Raw genomic sequence first — 16,927 nt, forward strand, 5'->3', positions numbered from 1 at the left:
GGTACCTCCCTCTCCTCAACGGCACGCGTACGTACAGACCCCGGCCGCCCGGCCGGGGCCCGGTGGGGGAAGCACCAGGACGTCTCACGTGCCACTCGAACACGCGTTCGAGGACATTGCTACCGGGAGCCACCGACAGTCCGGTGGCGGCCCGGCGCCGGGGACGACGTTAGGAAGCGGGGACGGACCCGTCCAACACCCGTGTGGGCCGCGTTCTGCACAACTTGTGGACAAGTCGGTGGACAGCCGGAGTCGACATGTGGAGACGGCCGGGACACCGACCGGCCATCCCGCGGTCCTGCGGCCGTCACCTGGGCAACCTCCGCCCACGGGCTGTGGACAGGAGAAAGTCGGCGTGGCGGAGACGCCGGGCGTGTCGTGTCGTCCCGTCCTCCACAGCCGTCACGGGCGGCGCGGGACGGTCGGGGCCACGAACGCCGTGAGGGGCGCCGGACGCAGTGTCCGACGCCCCTCACGGGCGGTGCTGGGTCAGGCGGTCAGCCCGCGACGACCTCGATGGGGAGGGTCGCCGTGACCTCCGGGTGCACCCGCACGGTGACGGTGTGCTGGCCGGTGGTCTTGATGCTGCTCGGCAGCTCGATACGGCGGCGGTCGAGCTCCGGGCCACCCGCGGCGGTGACGGCCGCGGCCACGTCGGCGGTGGTGACGCGGCCGAAGAGGCGGCCACCGTCGCCGGCACGGGCCGGGACGCGCACGGTCAGGCCGGAGAGGCGGCCGGCCACGGCCTGCGCCTCCTCGAGCGTCCGCACCTCACGGGCGGCACGCGCCCGGCGCAGCGAGGTGACCTGCTTCTCGGCACCGCGGGTGGCCACGATGGCCAGGCCGCGGGGCAGGAGGTAGTTGCGGGCGTACCCGCCCTTGACCTCCACGGTGTCACCGGAGGACCCGAGACCGGTGACCTCCTGCGTCAGGATCAGCTTCGTGGTGCTCATGGTCAGCGCGCCGTCGAGGTGTAGGGCAGCAGGGCCATCTCACGGCTGTTCTTGACGGCCGTGGCGACGTCCCGCTGGTGCTGGCTGCAGTTGCCGCTCACGCGGCGGGCACGGATCTTGCCGCGGTCGGAGATGAACTTCCGCAGCAGGGTCGTGTCCTTGTAGTCGATGTAGGTCGCCTTGTCCTTGCAGAACTGGCAGACCTTCTTCTTGGGCTTGCGCACGGGGGGCTTGGGCACTGGGTTCTCCAGAACGACTGGGTACGACTAGTTGGGGGAGGAAGGGCTCAGAAGGGAGGCTCGTCGGACGGGCCGGCCGGCGTCGACCAGGGGTCGCTCGCACCGCCGCCTCCGCCACCGAAGCCGCCGCCACCACCGCCACCGAAGCCGCCGCCACCGCCGCCGCCCTCACCACGGGCGGCCCGGGTGACCTTGGCGGTCGCGTAGCGCAGCGAGGGGCCGATCTCGTCGACCTCGAGCTCGATGACGGTGCGCTTCTCGCCCTCCTTCGTCTCGAAGGAGCGCTGCTTGAGCCGCCCCGAGACGATGACCCGCGAGCCGCGGGTGAGCGACTCGGCGACGTTCTCCGCCGCCTGCCGCCAGACGTTGCAGCGCAGGAAGAGCGCCTCGCCGTCCTTCCACTCCTGCGACTGCCGGTCGAAGGTGCGCGGCGTCGAGGCGACGGTGAAGTTGGCAACCGCGGCCCCGGACGGCGTGAACCGCAGCTCGGGGTCGGAGGTCAGGTTGCCGATGACGGTGATGACGGTCTCGCCGGCCATGCTCAGTGGACCTCGGGCCGCATGAGCTTGGTGCGCAGGACCGACTCGTTGAGGTTGAGCTGGCGGTCGAGCTCGGCGACGGCGGCCGGCTCGGCCTGGATGTCGACGATGGCGTAGATGCCCTCGACGTGCTTCTTGATCTCGTAGGCCAGGCGACGCCGGCCCCAGATCTCGGTCTTGACGGTGCCACCGCTGTTGGTGACGACGGTCAGGAACCGGTCGAGGGAGGGAGCGATCGTGCGCTCCTCCAGGTCGGGGTCGAGGATGACCATCAGTTCGTAGCGACGCACGGAGAACCCCACCTCCTCTGGTCTGTGGCGGCTGCAGGACGTCTGCAGCAGGAGGGTCGTACACGCGTCGCGCGCCCTGTGCGCCGGGACGGCACACGGAGCGCGCAGGTCGAGGGTACCAGCGTGGCCGGAGGGGTCAGCGGGCGCGGACGGCCAGGTGCGTGCGGACCAGCGCGGCGGTGGCGCCGGCCAGGGCGACGACGGCGAGCAGCGCGGGCAGCGGCAGCGCGGGGCCGGTCGGGGCGGCGTCGGCGGTGACCGTGCTGCTCTCCTCGTCGAGGGAGGCGCCGTCGAGGGCGCCGAAGACCGGCACGGTGGCGCCGTCGTAGCCGCCCGCGACCCCGCCGGAGCCCGAGCCGGCCGCGCCACCGGTGGCGCCGGTGCCGCCGGCCGCGCCGGGCAGGAGCGCCGACGGGTCGAAGGCCGCGGCACCGCCGCCGGCGGGGGCCATCGCCGCGGCGCCGCCGCCCAGCTCGTAGGAGTAGCCCGTCCCGTCGATCCCCGATGCCGGCGGCGCGGCCGGGGCCGGGGCGGTCGGGACCGCCGTCGTCGGCGAGGTGGGGACCGGCGCCGGCAGGGACGGCAGGGAGGGCAGCGGGACGTCCACCGGGGGCAGCGACGGCAGGTTGACCGACGGCAGGTCGGGCAGCGGCACGAGCGTGTTGACGAGGAACGGCGTCGGGACGCCGATCTGCACCGTCGTCTGCCGCCCGTCGTAGGTGACCAGCTGGTTCTGCGGCAGCGTGCTGAGCGCCCGTGTGGTGACCGTGTTCAGGACGTTGCCGACGACCGAGGTGTCGGGCACGACGACCCGGTACGTGTAGGTGATCGTGCAGGTCAAACAGGTGCTGTCGAACCGCTCGGTGACGCTCGCGTCCTTCGGCAGCGGCGCGCTGCCCGACGGCAGGCCGAGGGTGACGTCGGTGAGGACCTGGACGGTGACCAGCGAGGGCAGCAGCCCGCCCCCGCCGACCTGCACCGTCTTCGGCTCGATCCGGTTGGTGAAGGTCACCGACCCGCCGGGGTCCACCGACACCAGGGGCGGCGTGAGGTCACGGATGTCGACGGTGGCCGAGGGGGCGGCGCCCGCGGTGGGGGCCAGCAGGACCGCACCGCCCAGGACGGCCGCGCAGACCAGCGCCAGCGCGGCCAGGCCGCGTCGCACGGCCCGCCGGATCCTGCCGGTGCCCGCCGTCCCCGTCGTCATCCCCGCTGCTCCTCCTCGTCGGCCGGCGTCGCTGCCGGCCGGTCGTGGTGTCAGAGGTCTCAACGAGGATGTGAGCCACGCGATACGGGTGGGTCCCCACCGCGCGCGGAACTACTGTCGCCGGGGTGGCAGAGCACCCGATCGGCGTACACGTCGGCCCCGGCCTGACGGAGGACAACGAGCTCGACGCCGGCGGTCCGCTGGCGCGCGCGGCGGAGATGGACGCCGACGGCGTGCAGGTCTTCCTCGGCGACCCGCAGGGCTGGAAGGCGCCGCTGCCCCGCCCCGACGCCGAGGACCTGCTCGCCTCCGACGTCGCCGTCTTCGTGCACGCGCCCTACGTGCTCAACGTGGCCTCGACCAACAACCGCATCCGGATCCCCAGCCGCAAGAACCTGGCGGTGCACGCGCGGGCCTCGGCGGCGGTCGGCGCCCGCGGGATGGTCGTGCACGGCGGGCACGTGCTGGCCAAGGACGACCCGGCCGCGGGCTTCGACAACTGGCGCAAGACCTTCGCGCGGCAGGCCGACGACGGCGGCTTCCCGCTGCCGCTGCTCATCGAGAACACCGCCGGCGGCGACAACGCGATGGCCCGCGAGCTCGGCGCGGTCGCCCGGCTGTGGGACGCCGTCGGGGAGTTCGGCGCGGGCTTCGTGCTCGACACCTGCCACGCCTGGGCCGCCGGCTGGGACCTCGCGACCGCCGTCGACGACGTCCGCGCCATCACCGGCCGCGTCGACCTCGTGCACCTGAACAACAGCCGCGACCCCCACGGTTCGGGCCGCGACCGGCACGCGCCGCTGACCGGCGGCGAGATCCCGCTGGAGCTGCTGCTGGAGGTGGCGCGGGCCGCCGACTGCCCCGTCGTCCTGGAGACCCCGGGCGACGCCGCGTCGCACGCCGAGGAGGTCGCGCTCGTCCGCGAGGCGCTGCGCCAGGCATAGGAGGCGATGCCCCGGGGCTCAGGAGGTGCGGAGGGCGTCCTGTGCCTGGATCCGGCGGCGGAGGATGACCCGGTCAGGGGCGCCGTCGAGCGGGCCGCCGGCGGGGTCGTCGACGCCGGGCCAGCTGGTGCGGACGACGTCCTCGTCGGGGTGCAGGACGTCGCGGACGACCAGGCCCATGAGGACGACGACGGCGAGGTCGCGCGCGATCACCGCCAGGAAGAACCACTCGATGCCGACCCCGCGGTCCTCGGTGCCGAGGTACCAGAGCATCCGCAGCACCCACAGCACGACCTCGCTGGCCTGCCACAGCAGCAGCGTGCGCCAGCGCGGCCGGGCGAGCACCGCCAGCGGCAGCAGCCACAGCGAGTACTGCGGGCTCCAGACCTTGGTGACGAGCAGGAACGCCGCCAGCAGCAGGAAGGCCACCTGCGGCACCCGCGGCCGCACCGGGGCGCGCAGCACCAGCCAGCCGAGCCCGGCGACGACGAGCAGCACGCAGACCGCCACGACCGTGTTGAGCAGCACCGGCGGGGTGCCCTCGGGCAGCGGGCCGTCGAGGAACCGGCCGTCGGAGGCGGTGATCAGGACGTTCCACAGGCTGTCGGGGTCGGCCGGGCGTGCGGTGTTGAGGCGGAAGAACAGCGACCAGTTCTGCGGCGCCAGCAGCGCCACCGGCACGTCCACCGCCAGCCAGGCGACCCCGGCGGCGACGGCGGCGCGCAGCCACTCGCGCAGCCGGCCGGCCCGCAGGCACAGCAGGAACAGCGCGCCGAGCAGCAGCAGCGGGTAGAACTTCGCGGCCACGCCGAGGCCGAGCAGCACGCCCGCGAGCACGGGACGGTCGCGGGCCCAGGCCCACATCGCGGCGGTGGCCAGCGCGACGGCGAACAGGTCCCAGTTGGTGAACGCGTGCACCAGCAGGAGCGGCGAGAGGCCGATCATCGCCGCGTCCCACGGCCGGTGCCCGGCCAGGGCGAGCACGCCGCGGACGAGGAGGAACACGCAGCCGCTCAGCAGCAGGCAGGTCGCCACGTAGTACGACTGCACCGCCGGCACCTGCGGCAGCAGGCCGGCCGCCGTCGCGAGGTCGCCGTAGAGCCGGCCGAGGAGGGCGGCCAGCGCCATGAACGCGCCGGTGAGCACCGGGTACTCGACGCCGGAGTCGAGGTAGGGGACCGCCCCGGCGTCCAGGCCGTGCAGCGCGAACAGCGGGACGGTGTCGGAGTAGCAGAGGTGCGTGTACTGCACCGACCCCGCCCAGTTCCCGTCCGAGCAGGGCGCCTGCTTCAGCCACGCCGCGGCCAGGACGACGGTGGCGTAGAGCAGGCACACCCGTAGCGGCGTCCAGAACAGCGCCCGCCCGGTGACCGCGTGCCGGCCCCACGGACCGCCGACCGCCTCGGCGGCCTGCGCCGCGACCGGGTCCGACCAGGTCGGCACCACCCGGTCGGGGCGGCCCGGGGGGACCGGCGGCGGGGCCGGGAACGCCGCGGGCCCGTCCGCCGGCGGTTGCGCCGGGGCGGACGGGCCCGTGGGGGAGGAGCTCACCCGATCAGTGTGCCCGGGCGGGTCAGCCGGTCAGCTGGGGCTGTTGCTGGGTGGTGGGTGCCGGCTGACCGGGCTGTGTCTGGCCGTTCCCGTTGCCCGGGACGGTGGGGGCCGTGGTGCCCGCAGGAGGCGGCGGGGTCGGCTCCGTGGGCTGCGTCGGCACCACCGGGTCGTTCGGCGGTTCCTCGTCGGTCCCGTCGTCCGGCGGCACGGTCTCGGTCGGGGTGGCCGGGGTCGACGGCGCCGGGGTGGACGGCGTCGGCTGGGTCGGCGGCGCGGACTGGGTGGTCGGCGCCGGCTCGGTCACCGGCTCCGGCACGCCCTCGCCCGTGTCGCCGCGGATGGCCGGCCGGTCGGGCAGGTCCTCCTCCGGCGTGCCCTCGAGCACGGTGTCCATGAACTGCTGCCAGATGGCGCCCGGCAGGCCCGCGCCGTAGATGATCGCGCCGTCGACGTTGCGGATCGGCTGGTAGCCGTCGGTGCCCATCCAGACCGCGGTGGACAGCGACGGCGTGTAGCCGACCATCCAGGCGTCGGAGTTGTCGTCGGCGTCGATGCCCTGCGTCCCGGTCTTGGCGGCCACCTCGCGGCCGCCGTCGAGCGCCCGGCGCGAGTACTGCGCCACGCCCTCCAGCGCGAAGGTGGTGTCGTTGGCGACGTCCTCGCTCATGACCTGTTCACCGGCCGGGGCGCTGTTGTCCAGCAGCACCGCACCCGCGGTGTCGGTGACCCGGGCGACGAAGTGCGCGTCGTGCCGCACGCCGCCGCTGGCGAAGGTCGCGAAGCCGGTGGCCTGGTCGATCGGGCGCATCTCGTACTCGCCGATGCCGATCGAGGAGCCGGTGACCCCGGAGTCGGGCGCGGCCAGCGTCGTCTTGTCGTCCAGCAGGCCGCCGTTGGCCGGCCAGGTGTCGGGCATGCCCGTGGCGGCCAGCGCCGTCTCGCGGACGTTCTCCGGGCCCACCTCGTAGGCCAGCCCGTAGAACGTGGTGTTCAGCGAGCGGGTCATCGCCTCGACCAGGGTGCAGGCGCCGCAGGAGGCGCCGCCGGAGTTGCGCACCGGGGCGTCGCGGTCCGGGAAGGTCTGCGGCGAGCTGCCGTCGCGGCGCGAGGTCACGCTGATGCCCTGGTCCAGCGCGGTCGCGAGCACGTACGGCTTCATCGACGAGCCCGGCTGGCGGCGGGCCTGGGCGTAGTCGACCGCGCCGTCGCCGGCACCCACGTCGCCGCCGTAGTAGGCGCGGACGCCGCCGGTGCGCGGGTCGACGGCGACCAGGGCCTGCCGCAGGTTGTCCGGCTGGCCGTCCATCACCTCGGCGACCGCGGCGAGCGCGGCGTCCTGGGTGGCCTTGTCGACGGTCGTGGTGATCCGCAGGCCACCGGCCCGGATCTGCTCGTCGGAGTAGCCGCGGGCCTCCAGCTCGCTGATCGCCTGCGACACGACCAGGCCCTCGGGGCCGGTCGGGATGCCCAGCGCGGAGGACTCCGGCCGGGGGAGGACCGGCGGGTAGACCGACGCGTCGCGGTCGGCCTGGGTCAGCCAGCCCTCCTCGACCATCGCGTCGAGGACCAGCCCCCAGCGGTCCTGCGCACCCTCGGGGTTGGCCTCGGGGTCGTAGGAGCTGGGGCTGCGGATCTGGACGGCGAGCACCGCGCCCTGCTGGGGGGTCAGCTGCGCGGCGGGGACGCCGAAGAAGGTGTCGGCCGCCGCCTCGATGCCGTAGGCGCCGCGGCCGAAGTAGATGGTGTTGAGGTAGTTCTCGAGGATCTCGTCCTTCGAGTACTCGTTGTCGAGCTTGACGGCGAGGAACAGCTCCTGGAACTTGCGGCTGAACGTCTGGTCCGCCGTCAGGAAGGCGTTCTTCACGTACTGCTGGGTGATCGTCGAGCCACCCTGCGTCGAGCCGCCGGTCAGGTTGTTCCAGGCCGCCCGGACGATGCCGGTGAAGGAGATGCCCGGGTCGGAGTAGAAGTTCCGGTTCTCCGCGGCGAGCACGGCGTTGCGCGCGGGCTCCGAGACGTCGGTGAGCGCCACGTTCGTGCGGTTGGTGTCGCCGAGGCGGGCCATCTCGGTGGTGCCGTCGGCGTAGTACACGACCGTCGTCTGCGAGTTCTGCACCGAGCCGGGGTCGGGGACCTCGGTCGTGGCGTACACGACGCCGACGAAGACGCCGAGCAGGAGGAACAGGCCCAGCAGGGTGCCGAGCGCGATCTTCAGCCGGCGACGACGCCGCTGCTTCTTGGTGCGGGCCTTCTTGCCCCCGGGCCCGCCCCCCGCGGGACGCGCGCCGGTCGGGCGCGAGCCGCCGGGACGGGAGCCGCCGGAGCCCCCGGACCGTGCTGCGCTCGTGCGGCCGCGGCCGGCGGCGGCACCGGGCGCGCGGCCGGCCGGCGGTCGGCGCGGCGGGCCGCCGGACGGCCCGACCGGCGTGGTCTCGTCGTGGGGAGGCACCAGGGAGCCCCTCCTCGGGTGTCGGTGGGCGGATCGGGTCCGGCCCAGCGTGGCGTCGTTACCTGTGGGGCCCGGGGAGGACGCGCGGGCGCGCCGTCCCCCCGGGACGGGTGTGACGGACGGGTCCGCCGGTGTGCAACCGCCGGCCGGCCCGGTCCAGTCCGTGACGGGCTAGTCCGTGGCGGTGCGGCGGCGCCGGCGCGGCTGCCGCCCCGGCTCGGGCTCGGCTCCGAGGACGTAGGAGGAGTCCAGGTGGTTCCACCCGCACCCGCGGCACACCTCGACGGTGTACACGGAGAACTCCTCCTGCGCGGCGTCCATCCGGGCGAGTTCCGCCTCGGTCTTCGCCTGCCCGGACACGTGGCCCAGCCCCTCACCGTAGACGTAGTTGACGAGGGTGAGGCGTTCCCGGCGGCAGACCGGGCACGGCACGTCGGTCTGCCGGCCGTGGTAGCGGGCCGCGCGGGTGAGGTACGGGCTGGCGTCGCAGACCTCGAACAGGCCGGTGCGGCCGGACCTCACGTCGGCCAGGACGGCTCGCCGCTGCAGCGAGTAGTCGACGACGGAGCGACGTCCGGGCACGGCCGTCAATGTACGCAGGTGCGCGTCCCCCGGCCCCCGGTGCGGACGGCTCGGCACGGGATCCCCGATCGGGCGACCGGCCTCGAGTTGCCGCGCTGTTCACCGGTCGATGTATCGTCTCGATACATCGAACGGCAGGAGCCGACGGGGGGCGAGATGCTCGAGTTCGCCATCCTCGGACTGCTGCAGCAGTCCCCGATGCACGGCTACGAGCTGCGCAAACAGCTCGCGGAGGTGCTGGGGGGCCTGCGCAGCATCTCCTACGGCTCGCTGTACCCCGCGCTCAAGCGGTTGTACGCCGCCGGGCTCGTCACCACCGACGAGCCCGACCGGCACGCACCGCTGCCGGCCGACGCACCGCCGCTCACCGGCCGGCGCGGGAAGGTGGTCTACACGATCACCGCGGAGGGCAAGGAGCGCTTCGCGGAGCTGGTCAGCCAGGCCGGCCCCGAGGCGTACGACGACGGCAGGCTCTTCGGCGTCCACCTCGCCTTCTTCCGGCACACCGCCGCCGACGTGCGGCTGCGCATCCTCGAGGGGCGCCGCCGCACGGTCGAACGGCAGCGGGACGGCCTGCGGTCCTCACTGGCGCGGACCCGCGAACGGCTCGATCGCTACACGCTGGAACTGCAGCGCCACGGCCTGGACTCGGTCGACCGGGAGGTGCGCTGGCTGTCCGAGCTCATCGACAGCGAGCGCAGCCAGCCCGGCCCGGCTCCGGGGGACGAGCGTCCGCCGACCGGCGACGGGTGACGCCACGCCTCCGCGGCACCGCACCGAGCACCACCGCCGGCACCACAGCACTGCAGGCACGACGGCTGTCCAGCCCGCCGGCAGCCACCGCCAGGACCGGAACGGTCCCGCGACACGGACCACTGGTCCAGGGAGAAGGGAAAGCAATGGGAGCTGTCAAGGTCGCCATCGTCGGCGTCGGTAACTGCGCCGCCTCGCTCGTGCAGGGCGTGCACTACTACCGCGACGCCGACGAGAGCGCCTCGGTGCCCGGGCTGATGCACGTCCGCTTCGGCGACTACCACGTCTCCGACGTGCAGTTCGTCGCGGCGTTCGACGTCGACGCCAAGAAGGTCGGCCGCGACCTCTCCGAGGCCATCGTCGCCAGCGAGAACAACACCATCAAGATCACCGACGTCCCGCCGCTCGGCGTGACGGTGCAGCGCGGCACCACCCTCGACGGCCTGGGCAAGTACTACCGGGCCACCATCGAGGAGTCCGACGACGAGCCGGTCGACGTCGTCGCCGCCCTGCGCGAGTCCGGTGCCGACGTCCTCGTCTGCTACCTGCCCGTCGGCTCGCAGCAGGCCGCCGAGTTCTACGCGCAGGCCGCCCTCGACGCCGGTGTCGCCTTCGTCAACGCCCTGCCGGTGTTCATCGCCGGGACCAAGGAGTGGGCGGACAAGTTCACCGCCGCCGGCGTCCCGATCGTCGGCGACGACATCAAGAGCCAGGTCGGCGCGACCATCACCCACCGGGTGCTGGCCAAGCTGTTCGAGGACCGCGGCGTGCAGCTCGACCGCACGATGCAGCTCAACGTCGGCGGCAACATGGACTTCAAGAACATGCTCGAGCGCGAGCGCCTGGAGTCCAAGAAGATCTCCAAGACCCAGGCCGTCACCAGCCAGGTCGACCGCGACATGGGCACCGACAACGTGCACATCGGCCCGTCGGACCACGTGCCGTGGCTGTCGGACCGCAAGTGGGCCTACGTCCGTCTCGAGGGTCGCGCCTTCGGCGACGTCCCGCTGAACCTGGAGTACAAGCTCGAGGTCTGGGACTCCCCGAACTCGGCCGGCATCATCATCGACGCCGTCCGCGCGGCGAAGATCGCCATGGACCGCGGGATCGGCGGCCCGATCCTGTCGGCGTCGTCGTACTTCATGAAGTCCCCGCCGGTGCAGTACAGCGACAGCGAGGCCCGCGACGCCGTGGAGGCCTTCATCCGCGGCGAGGTCGAGCGCTGAGTCCCACGTGACGACGCCACAGGGCCCGTTGCCCTCCGGGGGGACGGGCCCTGTGCCGTCCGGGGCCTGTCGGGACGCCGCCGACGCCGCCGGTCTGCCTACGCTGACCGCCATGCCGCGCCGCCTGCTCGCGTCCGCGCTGGTCACGCTCGGCGTGCTGCTCGCGGGCTGCTCCGACCCCGAGGCCGACCGGCAGCCGGGTGACCCGGTGACCGCCGAGGAGGCGGGGGTGCTCGCGGGCCTGCTCGCCCGGGACACCGAGGAGGGCGGCGCGGACGTCGTCGTCTCCGCGCCCTTCGGCGAGGGCGGGCTGCTGACGCTCACCGGCGAGGTCGACTTCGACGGCGCCGCCGGCCGCGCGCAGGCGGTGACGTCCTACGGCGACGGCCGCCCTGACGACGTCCGCACGCTGTTCTTCACCCGTGAGCAGATCTGGTTCGGCGACGTCCCGGGGCTGCCGGAGGCGCTGGCCGCCGCCGGCCTGCCCGACGTCCCCTTCGTCCGCCGCCCGGTGGTCACCGGTCCGGACGCCGTGCCGCTGACCGACGTCCTCGTGACCGTGGTGCTCAACCTCGCCGCCGCGGAGCCCGACGACGACGCGGCCTTCCGGACCGGGGACCACACCTGGGAGGGCCAGCGCTCGATCGACCGGCGGCTGGCCACGGTCTACGCCGGCGAGGCGGGCTGGTCGGTGGCCGTGGACGACACCAGCGGCCTGCTGCTGCAGTACGTGACGCCGCTGCCGGGCCAGGAGGACGAGGTCACGGTGACGCTGTCGGACCACGGGGCGCGGACGGTCGCGCTGCCGGAGGACGGGCAGACGGTGGACGCGGCGGCGCACCCGGAGGTGGCGGCGGCCGTCGGGGTCTGACCACCCGGGCCCGGACATGGGGGGAGGGGGCGGCCTCTTCCCCAGACCGCCCCCTCCGGCGTCTTTCCTACCAGATCCGGCCGCGGTGCGCCTCACCGGGACGGATGGTCCCGGCGTGTCCGAGAGTCAGTTGGCCGACGGGTCCGCAGGAGCCGTCGACAGGACGGCCAGCCGGCCGGTCTGCCGGGCGAGGACCGCGCGCCACAGCTGCGGGCCGTCGAGGTCGCTGAGGACGTCGCCGGGGGTGCCGGGCACGCACGCCCACGCGCCCTCGGCGATCTCCGCGGCCAGCTGGCCGGGGGACCAGCCCGCGTAGCCGGCGAACACCCGCAGGCCCGCCAGGCCGCCGTCGAGGGCGTCGGGGTCGGCGTCGAGGTCGACGAGGTAGACGTCGCCGGCCACCCGCCGCAGGCCCGAGCCCTCGGCCGCGGTGCCGGGGCAGTTGGCCAGGCACAGTGCGGTGTCGGTCTCGCAGGGCCCGCCGACGTGGAAGACCCCCGGCTCGACGGCGAGGTCACACCAGCCGGGCAGCACGTCGCGGATCTCGACCTGGCTCGGCCGGCCGAGGACGACGCCGAGCGTGCCGGTGTCGTTGTGGTCGAGCACGTACACGACCGTGCCGGCGAAGTTCGGGTCGGTGAGCGCGGGCATCGCGACCAGCAGCGAGCCCGGGACGACGTCGTCGAGGGTGCCGGTCGACAACCGTGGCACCGCCGCGCGACGTCGGCCCGTGACCGGCCTGATCGGCGGGCCGGACTCGGGATCGGGTGACGAGGGCACCTGGGACATCGCGTCCAGTGTGCAACAGTCCGCGGCCCGGGGGAGGGTGAGCCCGCGCCGTAGGGTGACCCGGTGCAGCGGGCCGCTCCTCCCGTGCGGCGCCTGCTGTCGCGCCGCGACTTCCGGCGGCTGCTGCTCACCCGGCTGCTCGCCCAGTCCGGTGACGGCGTCTTCCAGGCCTCCCTCGCCGGGTCCGTGCTGTTCAACCCCCAGCGGGCCACCGACCCGCTCGCCGTCGCGGTCGGGTTCGCCGTCCTCCTGCTGCCCTACTCGCTGCTCGGCCCGTTCGCCGGCGTCTGGCTGGACCGGTGGAGCCGGCGGCAGGTGCTCGTGCACGCCGACCTGTTGCGCGCCGGGCTGGTCGTCGTCGTCGCGGCCCTGGTGCTCACCGGGGCGGGCGGTCTGCCGCTCGCCGTCGCCGGTCTCGCGGTCTTCTCCGTCACCCGGTTCGTGCTCTCGGCGCTGTCGGCCGGGCTGCCGCACACCGCCGACGCCGGCACGCTGGTGACCGCCAACGCCCTGTCGACGACGTCCGGCGCGGTGGCCACCGTCGTCGGCGGCGGCGTCGCGGTGGGGCTGGTGCAGCTGGCGCCGGCCGGGGACGCCGGCTACGCGGTCGTGGCGCTCTCGGCCGCGCTGCCCTACCTGGCGGCCGCCGCCACCGCCGCCGGGTTCGGCCGCGGCGGCCTGGGCCCGGACACCGCCACCCGCTCGGCCCGGCTGACGGCGCGGCAGGTCGTCGCCGGCATGGTCGACGGCGCGCGGTCCGTGGCGGCGCACCCGCCGGCCGCGGCCGCGCTGCTGGCCGTCTCCGGGCACCGGGTCTGCTACGGCCTGCTCACGCTGGTGTCCCTGCTGCTCTACCGCGGTCCGCTGCTCGAGGGCTCCGGGCCGATGTTCCCGGGCGGGCTGGTCGGGCTGGGCCAGGTCGTCGGCGCCGGCGCGGTCGGCACCCTGCTGGCGGCGCTGGTCACCCCGGCCGCGGTGCGCCGGCTGGGCCGCCGGCGGTGGACGGCGCTGCTGCTGGCCGCCGGGGGTGTGCTGCAGCTGCTGCTCGGGCTGGCGTTCGCGCCGCCGGCGGTCGTGGCGGGCGGGTTCGTGCTCGGCTTCGTCGGGCAGGGCGTGAAGGTGTGCGTGGACACGACGCTGCAGGAGTCCCTCGGCGACGACGTCCGCGGCCGGGTGTTCTCCGTCTACGACACGCTGGTCAACGTCACCTACGTCGCGGCGCTCGTCGTGGGCGCGCTGGTGCTGCCGCCCTCGGGCGTCTCGGTGCCGGTGCTGGTCGCCGTCGCGGCCGTGTACGGGCTGACCGCCGTCGCGTTCCTGCGCGGCAGCCGCCGGCCGGCGCGGGTCTAGAGGTCCGGCGCGCAGGCGCCGCGACCGAGCCGGGCCAGCCCGGCCAGGTCGCCGGGGCCGAAGCCCTCCTGCCCCCGGTACTCCGGGGCCATGAGCTCGGCGGGGTCGTCGACGTGGTCGAGGCCCACCAGGTGGCCGAGCTCGTGCATGAGGACCCCGCGGACCCGGGCCCGCCCGTCGGGGGACCGGGCCGGGTCCTCGGCCCAGCCGGCGTCGATGGTGACCGTGCCGGTGACGAAGACCCACGGCCCGCCGGCGGTGACGGCCTGGCTCCCGGCGACGCCCGCGACGGTGCCCTCCAGGGCGGGGACCTCCCCGGGGTTCGCCCAGGAGACCAGCACCGGCGCCCAGCGGTCGCCGTAGCGGTCCGGCTGGAAGGGAGCCCGGTCCTCCGACCAGCCCTCGTCGGTGGTGCCGTCGAAGACGAAGCGCAGGCCGCTGGCGGCCGAGATCCGCGACAGCGCCTCCTCCACCAGCACGGTGGCGCCGGGCGGCGCGCCGTCGGGCCGCATGACCCAGTGCACCGGCCGGCACGGGTCGTAGGCGACGGGCTCGGAGCCGCCGGGCTGGGTCTCGACGAAGGCGTACGTGCCGGTGCCGGGGGCCGCCGACGGCGTGCCCAGCGGCGCGGACGCCTCCTCCCGGCCGGGTGTGGGTCGGTCGTCCGTCGCGCCGGGAGCCGGGACGCCGCTGCGGTCGGGGGTCGTGAAGTCGTACGCGGACTCCCAGGGCCACGGGCGGGGGCCGGCGAGCACGGCCGCGCCGAGGCTGAGCACCAGGACCAGGACGACCGACAGCACCCCGCGGACGGCGGGGGAGCGGCGGCGCGGCGGCAGCGGCGGGCCGCCCTCCCAGCCGCGCCACGGCGCCGGGTCGACGGCGTGGCCGGTGGCCTGGTCGAGCACCCACTGCGGCACCCGCCCGGTGGGCGATGCCGCGACCGGAGCCGGGACCGGGACCGGCGGCACCGGCGGCCGCCACTGCCCGGGCGGCAGCTCCGAGGGCCACGGCGGCCGTCCGCCGCGCTGCTGTCCCGCCCCGTGCACCCGTGTCCCCGTCCCGTGGTCCGGCCGTCCGTCCTACCGGGGGACGGCGGGCCGGGGAAGGGTCCGGAGGGGGAGGGTGACCCGGGCGGGGGAGTCAGCCGCGGGCGGCCCACCAGGCGCGCAGCTCGGCCTCGGCCTCGTCGCGCTCGAGGGGACCGCGCTCGAGGCGCAGCTCCTTGAGGAACCGCCAGGCCTCGCCGACCTCGCGGCCGGGCGGGAGATCGAGGAGCTCCATGATCGCGTTGCCGTCGAGGTCGGGCCGGACCCGCGCGAGGTCCTCGGCCGCCGACAGCTCGGCGATGCGCTGCTCGAGCGAGTCGTAGGTGGCCGACAGCGCCGCGGCCCGGCGTCGGTTGCGCGTGGTGCAGTCCGAGCGCACCAGCTTGTGCAGCCGGGGCAGCAGGTCGCCGGCGTCGGTGACGTAGCGGCGCACCGCCGAGTCGGTCCACTCCCCGCGGCCGTAGCCGTGGAAGCGCAGGTGCAGGAAGGTCAGCCGGGCGACCGCCTCGACGACCTCCTTGGGATAGCGCAGCGCCGTCAGCCGCTTGCGCACGAGCTTGGCGCCGACCACCTCGTGGTGGTGGAAGGAGACCCGGCCCCGGGGCTCGTGCCGGCGGGTGGCCGGCTTGCCGATGTCGTGCAGCAGCGCCGCCAGCCGCAGCACCAGGTCCGGCGAGGGGGCGTCCGGGTCGGCCCGCTCCAGCGCGATCGCCCGGTCGAGCACGGTGAGCGAGTGGGTGTAGACGTCCTTGTGCTGGTGGTGCTCGTCGATCTCCATGCGCAGCGCCGGCAGCTCGGGCAGGACGACGTCGGCCAGGCCGGTGGAGACGAACAGCTCCAGCCCCGCCCGCGGGGAGTCCTGCAGCAGCGTCTTCGACAGCTCGGCCTGCACCCGCTCGGGCGTGATGCGGGCCAGCTCGCCGGACATGGCGGTCATCGCCTCGACGACGTCGTCGGACGGCGTGAGGCCGAGCTGGGCGACGAAGCGCACCGCCCGCAGCATCCGCAGCGGGTCGTCGGCGAAGGAGTCCGCGGCCGCACCGGGTGTGCGCAGCCGCCGGGCGAGCAGGTCGCCGAGGCCGCCGAACGGGTCGGTGACCGTGCGGTCGGGTCCCAGGGACACCGCCATGGCGTTGACCGTGAAGTCCCGGCGGGCCAGGTCGTCGACGAGCGAGTCGCCCCACGCCACCTCGGGGTTGCGCGACTCCCGGTCGTAGCGGTCGGCGCGGAAGGTGGTGATCTCCAGCCGGGTGCCGCGGACCTCCGCGCCGACGGTGCCGAAGGCGATCCCCTGGTTCCACGTGGAACCCGCCCAGCCGCGCAGGAGCTCCAGCACCTGCTCCGGCCGCGCGTCGGTGGTGACGTCGAGGTCACCGCCGGCTGCGGCGTCCCCGCCCGCGGCCAGCAGCGCGTCGCGCACCGAGCCGCCCACCAGGTGCGCCTCGAAGCCGGCGGCGGCGAAGCGTTCGCCCAGCTGGACGAGCACGGGGGAGACGTCCACCAGCTCCCGCACGGTCTGCTGCACCGCCGGCGGGACTGCCCCGCCGGCCGGACGACTCTGCGGCTCTCCGGACACGACGAGCCAGGGTAGTGGCGCGGCTCGCGCTACCCTCCTCGCATGGCAGGGACCGGCGGACGAGGGCGTCCCGGTCGCCGTCTGCGCCGGGTGGACGAGACCTCCGCGGGGGGCCTCGTGGTCGCCGACGACCCCCTCACCGGCCCTCGCGCCGCGCTCATCGGGCGCACCGACCGCCGCGGCCGGCTGCTGTGGTCGCTGCCCAAGGGCCACATCGAGGAGGGCGAGACCCCGGAGGACACCGCCGTCCGGGAGGTCGCCGAGGAGACCGGGATCATCGGCGAGGTGCTCGCCCCGCTCGGGATCATCGACTTCTGGTTCGTCGCCGAGGGCCGCCGCGTGCACAAGACGGTGCACCACTTCCTCCTGCGCGCCATCGGCGGCGCGCTGTCCGACGCCGACGTCGAGGTGACCGAGGTCGCCTGGGTCCCCCTCGACGAGCTGGCCGGCCGGCTGGCCTACGCCGACGAACGGGCGCTGGTCGAGCGGGCGCCCGCGCTGCTCGCCGACAGTGCGTGACCCGGACCCCCAGGTCCGTCCCAGTTCGCGTTCCCCGCGC

17 protein-coding genes are annotated in these 16,927 nt (G+C 74.8%); 6 read left to right on the forward strand and 11 right to left on the reverse strand.

The features are described 5' to 3' along the window. Positions 1-497: 497 nt before the first annotated feature. The 5 genes from rplI to FN207_RS03870 all read right to left on the reverse strand — a co-directional run bounded on the left by rplI (position 498) and on the right by FN207_RS03870 (position 3,228). The gene (rplI, locus tag FN207_RS03850; protein WP_142456982.1) at positions 498-953 is read right to left on the reverse strand and encodes a 50S ribosomal protein L9; all 456 of its coding nucleotides are present in this window, start codon (positions 951-953) and stop codon (positions 498-500) included. Positions 954-955: 2 nt separating this feature from the next. Next, positions 956-1,192: a 30S ribosomal protein S18 gene (rpsR, locus tag FN207_RS03855; RefSeq protein ID WP_073422051.1), complete on the reverse strand. Its 237-nt coding sequence runs from the start codon at positions 1,190-1,192 to the stop codon at positions 956-958. A gap of 47 nt (positions 1,193-1,239) precedes the next feature. Further along, positions 1,240-1,731 carry a single-stranded DNA-binding protein gene (locus tag FN207_RS03860; RefSeq protein WP_110909081.1) on the reverse strand — a complete coding sequence of 164 codons (492 nt, stop codon included), beginning with the start codon at positions 1,729-1,731 and terminating at the stop codon, positions 1,240-1,242. A 2-nt stretch (positions 1,732-1,733) separates the two neighbouring features. Beyond that, positions 1,734-2,021, reverse strand: coding sequence for a 30S ribosomal protein S6 (rpsF, locus tag FN207_RS03865; RefSeq protein WP_093583120.1), 288 nt, complete (start codon positions 2,019-2,021; stop codon positions 1,734-1,736). 136 nt (positions 2,022-2,157) lie between these two features. Next, positions 2,158-3,228 carry a hypothetical protein gene (locus tag FN207_RS03870; protein WP_142456983.1) on the reverse strand — a complete coding sequence of 357 codons (1,071 nt, stop codon included), beginning with the start codon at positions 3,226-3,228 and terminating at the stop codon, positions 2,158-2,160. A 125-nt stretch (positions 3,229-3,353) separates the two neighbouring features. On the opposite strand from FN207_RS03870, the gene FN207_RS03875 reads away from it, so the two are divergent. After that, complete coding sequence (locus FN207_RS03875; RefSeq protein WP_142456984.1) at positions 3,354-4,172, forward strand: deoxyribonuclease IV; 819 nt, start codon at positions 3,354-3,356, stop codon at positions 4,170-4,172. An 18-nt stretch (positions 4,173-4,190) separates the two neighbouring features. On the opposite strand, the gene FN207_RS03880 is transcribed toward FN207_RS03875, so the two are convergent. From FN207_RS03880 to FN207_RS03890, 3 genes are all read right to left on the reverse strand, one after another. Beyond that, a complete protein-coding gene (locus FN207_RS03880; protein WP_142456985.1) occupies positions 4,191-5,723 on the reverse strand; it encodes a glycosyltransferase family 87 protein in 1,533 nt (510 codons plus the stop codon). 22 nt (positions 5,724-5,745) lie between these two features. After that, positions 5,746-8,175 carry a transglycosylase domain-containing protein gene (locus tag FN207_RS03885; protein WP_142456986.1) on the reverse strand — a complete coding sequence of 810 codons (2,430 nt, stop codon included), beginning with the start codon at positions 8,173-8,175 and terminating at the stop codon, positions 5,746-5,748. Between the two features lie 171 nt (positions 8,176-8,346). After that, positions 8,347-8,757, reverse strand: a complete 411-nt coding sequence (locus tag FN207_RS03890) for a DUF5318 family protein (RefSeq protein ID WP_110909076.1) — start codon at positions 8,755-8,757, stop codon at positions 8,347-8,349. Between the two features lie 156 nt (positions 8,758-8,913). Here FN207_RS03890 and FN207_RS03895 point away from each other — a divergent pair, with 156 nt between their 5' ends. From FN207_RS03895 to FN207_RS03905, 3 genes are all read left to right on the forward strand, one after another. Continuing rightward, on the forward strand, positions 8,914-9,510 hold the full coding sequence (locus tag FN207_RS03895; RefSeq protein ID WP_110909075.1) for a PadR family transcriptional regulator: 597 nt from the start codon (positions 8,914-8,916) through the stop codon (positions 9,508-9,510). A 146-nt stretch (positions 9,511-9,656) separates the two neighbouring features. Beyond that, positions 9,657-10,736, forward strand: a complete 1,080-nt coding sequence (locus FN207_RS03900; RefSeq protein ID WP_142456987.1) for an inositol-3-phosphate synthase — start codon at positions 9,657-9,659, stop codon at positions 10,734-10,736. 112 nt (positions 10,737-10,848) lie between these two features. Further along, positions 10,849-11,607 carry a hypothetical protein gene (locus FN207_RS03905; protein ID WP_142456988.1) on the forward strand — a complete coding sequence of 253 codons (759 nt, stop codon included), beginning with the start codon at positions 10,849-10,851 and terminating at the stop codon, positions 11,605-11,607. A 126-nt stretch (positions 11,608-11,733) separates the two neighbouring features. Here the strand turns inward: FN207_RS03905 and FN207_RS03910 are convergent, their stop codons facing one another. Next, positions 11,734-12,318 carry a YqgE/AlgH family protein gene (locus FN207_RS03910; protein WP_246065780.1) on the reverse strand — a complete coding sequence of 195 codons (585 nt, stop codon included), beginning with the start codon at positions 12,316-12,318 and terminating at the stop codon, positions 11,734-11,736. A gap of 141 nt (positions 12,319-12,459) precedes the next feature. Here FN207_RS03910 and FN207_RS03915 point away from each other — a divergent pair, with 141 nt between their 5' ends. Beyond that, positions 12,460-13,746 carry an MFS transporter gene (locus FN207_RS03915; protein ID WP_142456989.1) on the forward strand — a complete coding sequence of 429 codons (1,287 nt, stop codon included), beginning with the start codon at positions 12,460-12,462 and terminating at the stop codon, positions 13,744-13,746. On the opposite strand, the gene FN207_RS03920 is transcribed toward FN207_RS03915, so the two are convergent. Together FN207_RS03920 and FN207_RS03925 are read right to left on the reverse strand one after the other, a co-directional pair. After that, entirely contained in the window at positions 13,743-14,792 is a 1,050-nt protein-coding gene (locus FN207_RS03920; protein WP_246065736.1) for a matrixin family metalloprotease, read from the reverse strand. The genes FN207_RS03915 and FN207_RS03920 overlap by 4 nt on opposite strands. Positions 14,793-14,886: 94 nt before the next feature. Continuing rightward, on the reverse strand, positions 14,887-16,368 hold the full coding sequence (locus tag FN207_RS03925; RefSeq protein ID WP_246065737.1) for a CCA tRNA nucleotidyltransferase: 1,482 nt from the start codon (positions 16,366-16,368) through the stop codon (positions 14,887-14,889). A 42-nt stretch (positions 16,369-16,410) separates the two neighbouring features. On the opposite strand from FN207_RS03925, the gene FN207_RS03930 reads away from it, so the two are divergent. Then, positions 16,411-16,887, forward strand: coding sequence for an NUDIX hydrolase (locus FN207_RS03930; RefSeq protein ID WP_093583022.1), 477 nt, complete (start codon positions 16,411-16,413; stop codon positions 16,885-16,887). Positions 16,888-16,927: the final 40 nt, after the last annotated feature.

This window comes from Geodermatophilus aquaeductus (assembly GCF_900182545.1).
Taxonomy (GTDB): domain Bacteria; phylum Actinomycetota; class Actinomycetes; order Mycobacteriales; family Geodermatophilaceae; genus Geodermatophilus; species Geodermatophilus aquaeductus.

Bases quoted from the DNA above. Each gene is read 5' to 3' on its own strand.
- rplI (WP_142456982.1), bottom strand. From the start codon at position 953: ATGAGCACCACGAAGCTGATCCTGACGCAGGAGGTCACCGGTCTCGGG.
- FN207_RS03860 (WP_110909081.1), bottom strand. From the start codon at position 1,731: ATGGCCGGCGAGACCGTCATCACCGTCATCGGCAACCTGACCTCCGAC.
- FN207_RS03870 (WP_142456983.1), bottom strand. From the start codon at position 3,228: ATGACGACGGGGACGGCGGGCACCGGCAGGATCCGGCGGGCCGTGCGA.
- FN207_RS03895 (WP_110909075.1), top strand. From the start codon at position 8,914: ATGCTCGAGTTCGCCATCCTCGGACTGCTGCAGCAGTCCCCGATGCAC.
- FN207_RS03900 (WP_142456987.1), top strand. From the start codon at position 9,657: ATGGGAGCTGTCAAGGTCGCCATCGTCGGCGTCGGTAACTGCGCCGCC.
- FN207_RS03905 (WP_142456988.1), top strand. From the start codon at position 10,849: ATGCCGCGCCGCCTGCTCGCGTCCGCGCTGGTCACGCTCGGCGTGCTG.
- FN207_RS03930 (WP_093583022.1), top strand. From the start codon at position 16,411: ATGGCAGGGACCGGCGGACGAGGGCGTCCCGGTCGCCGTCTGCGCCGG.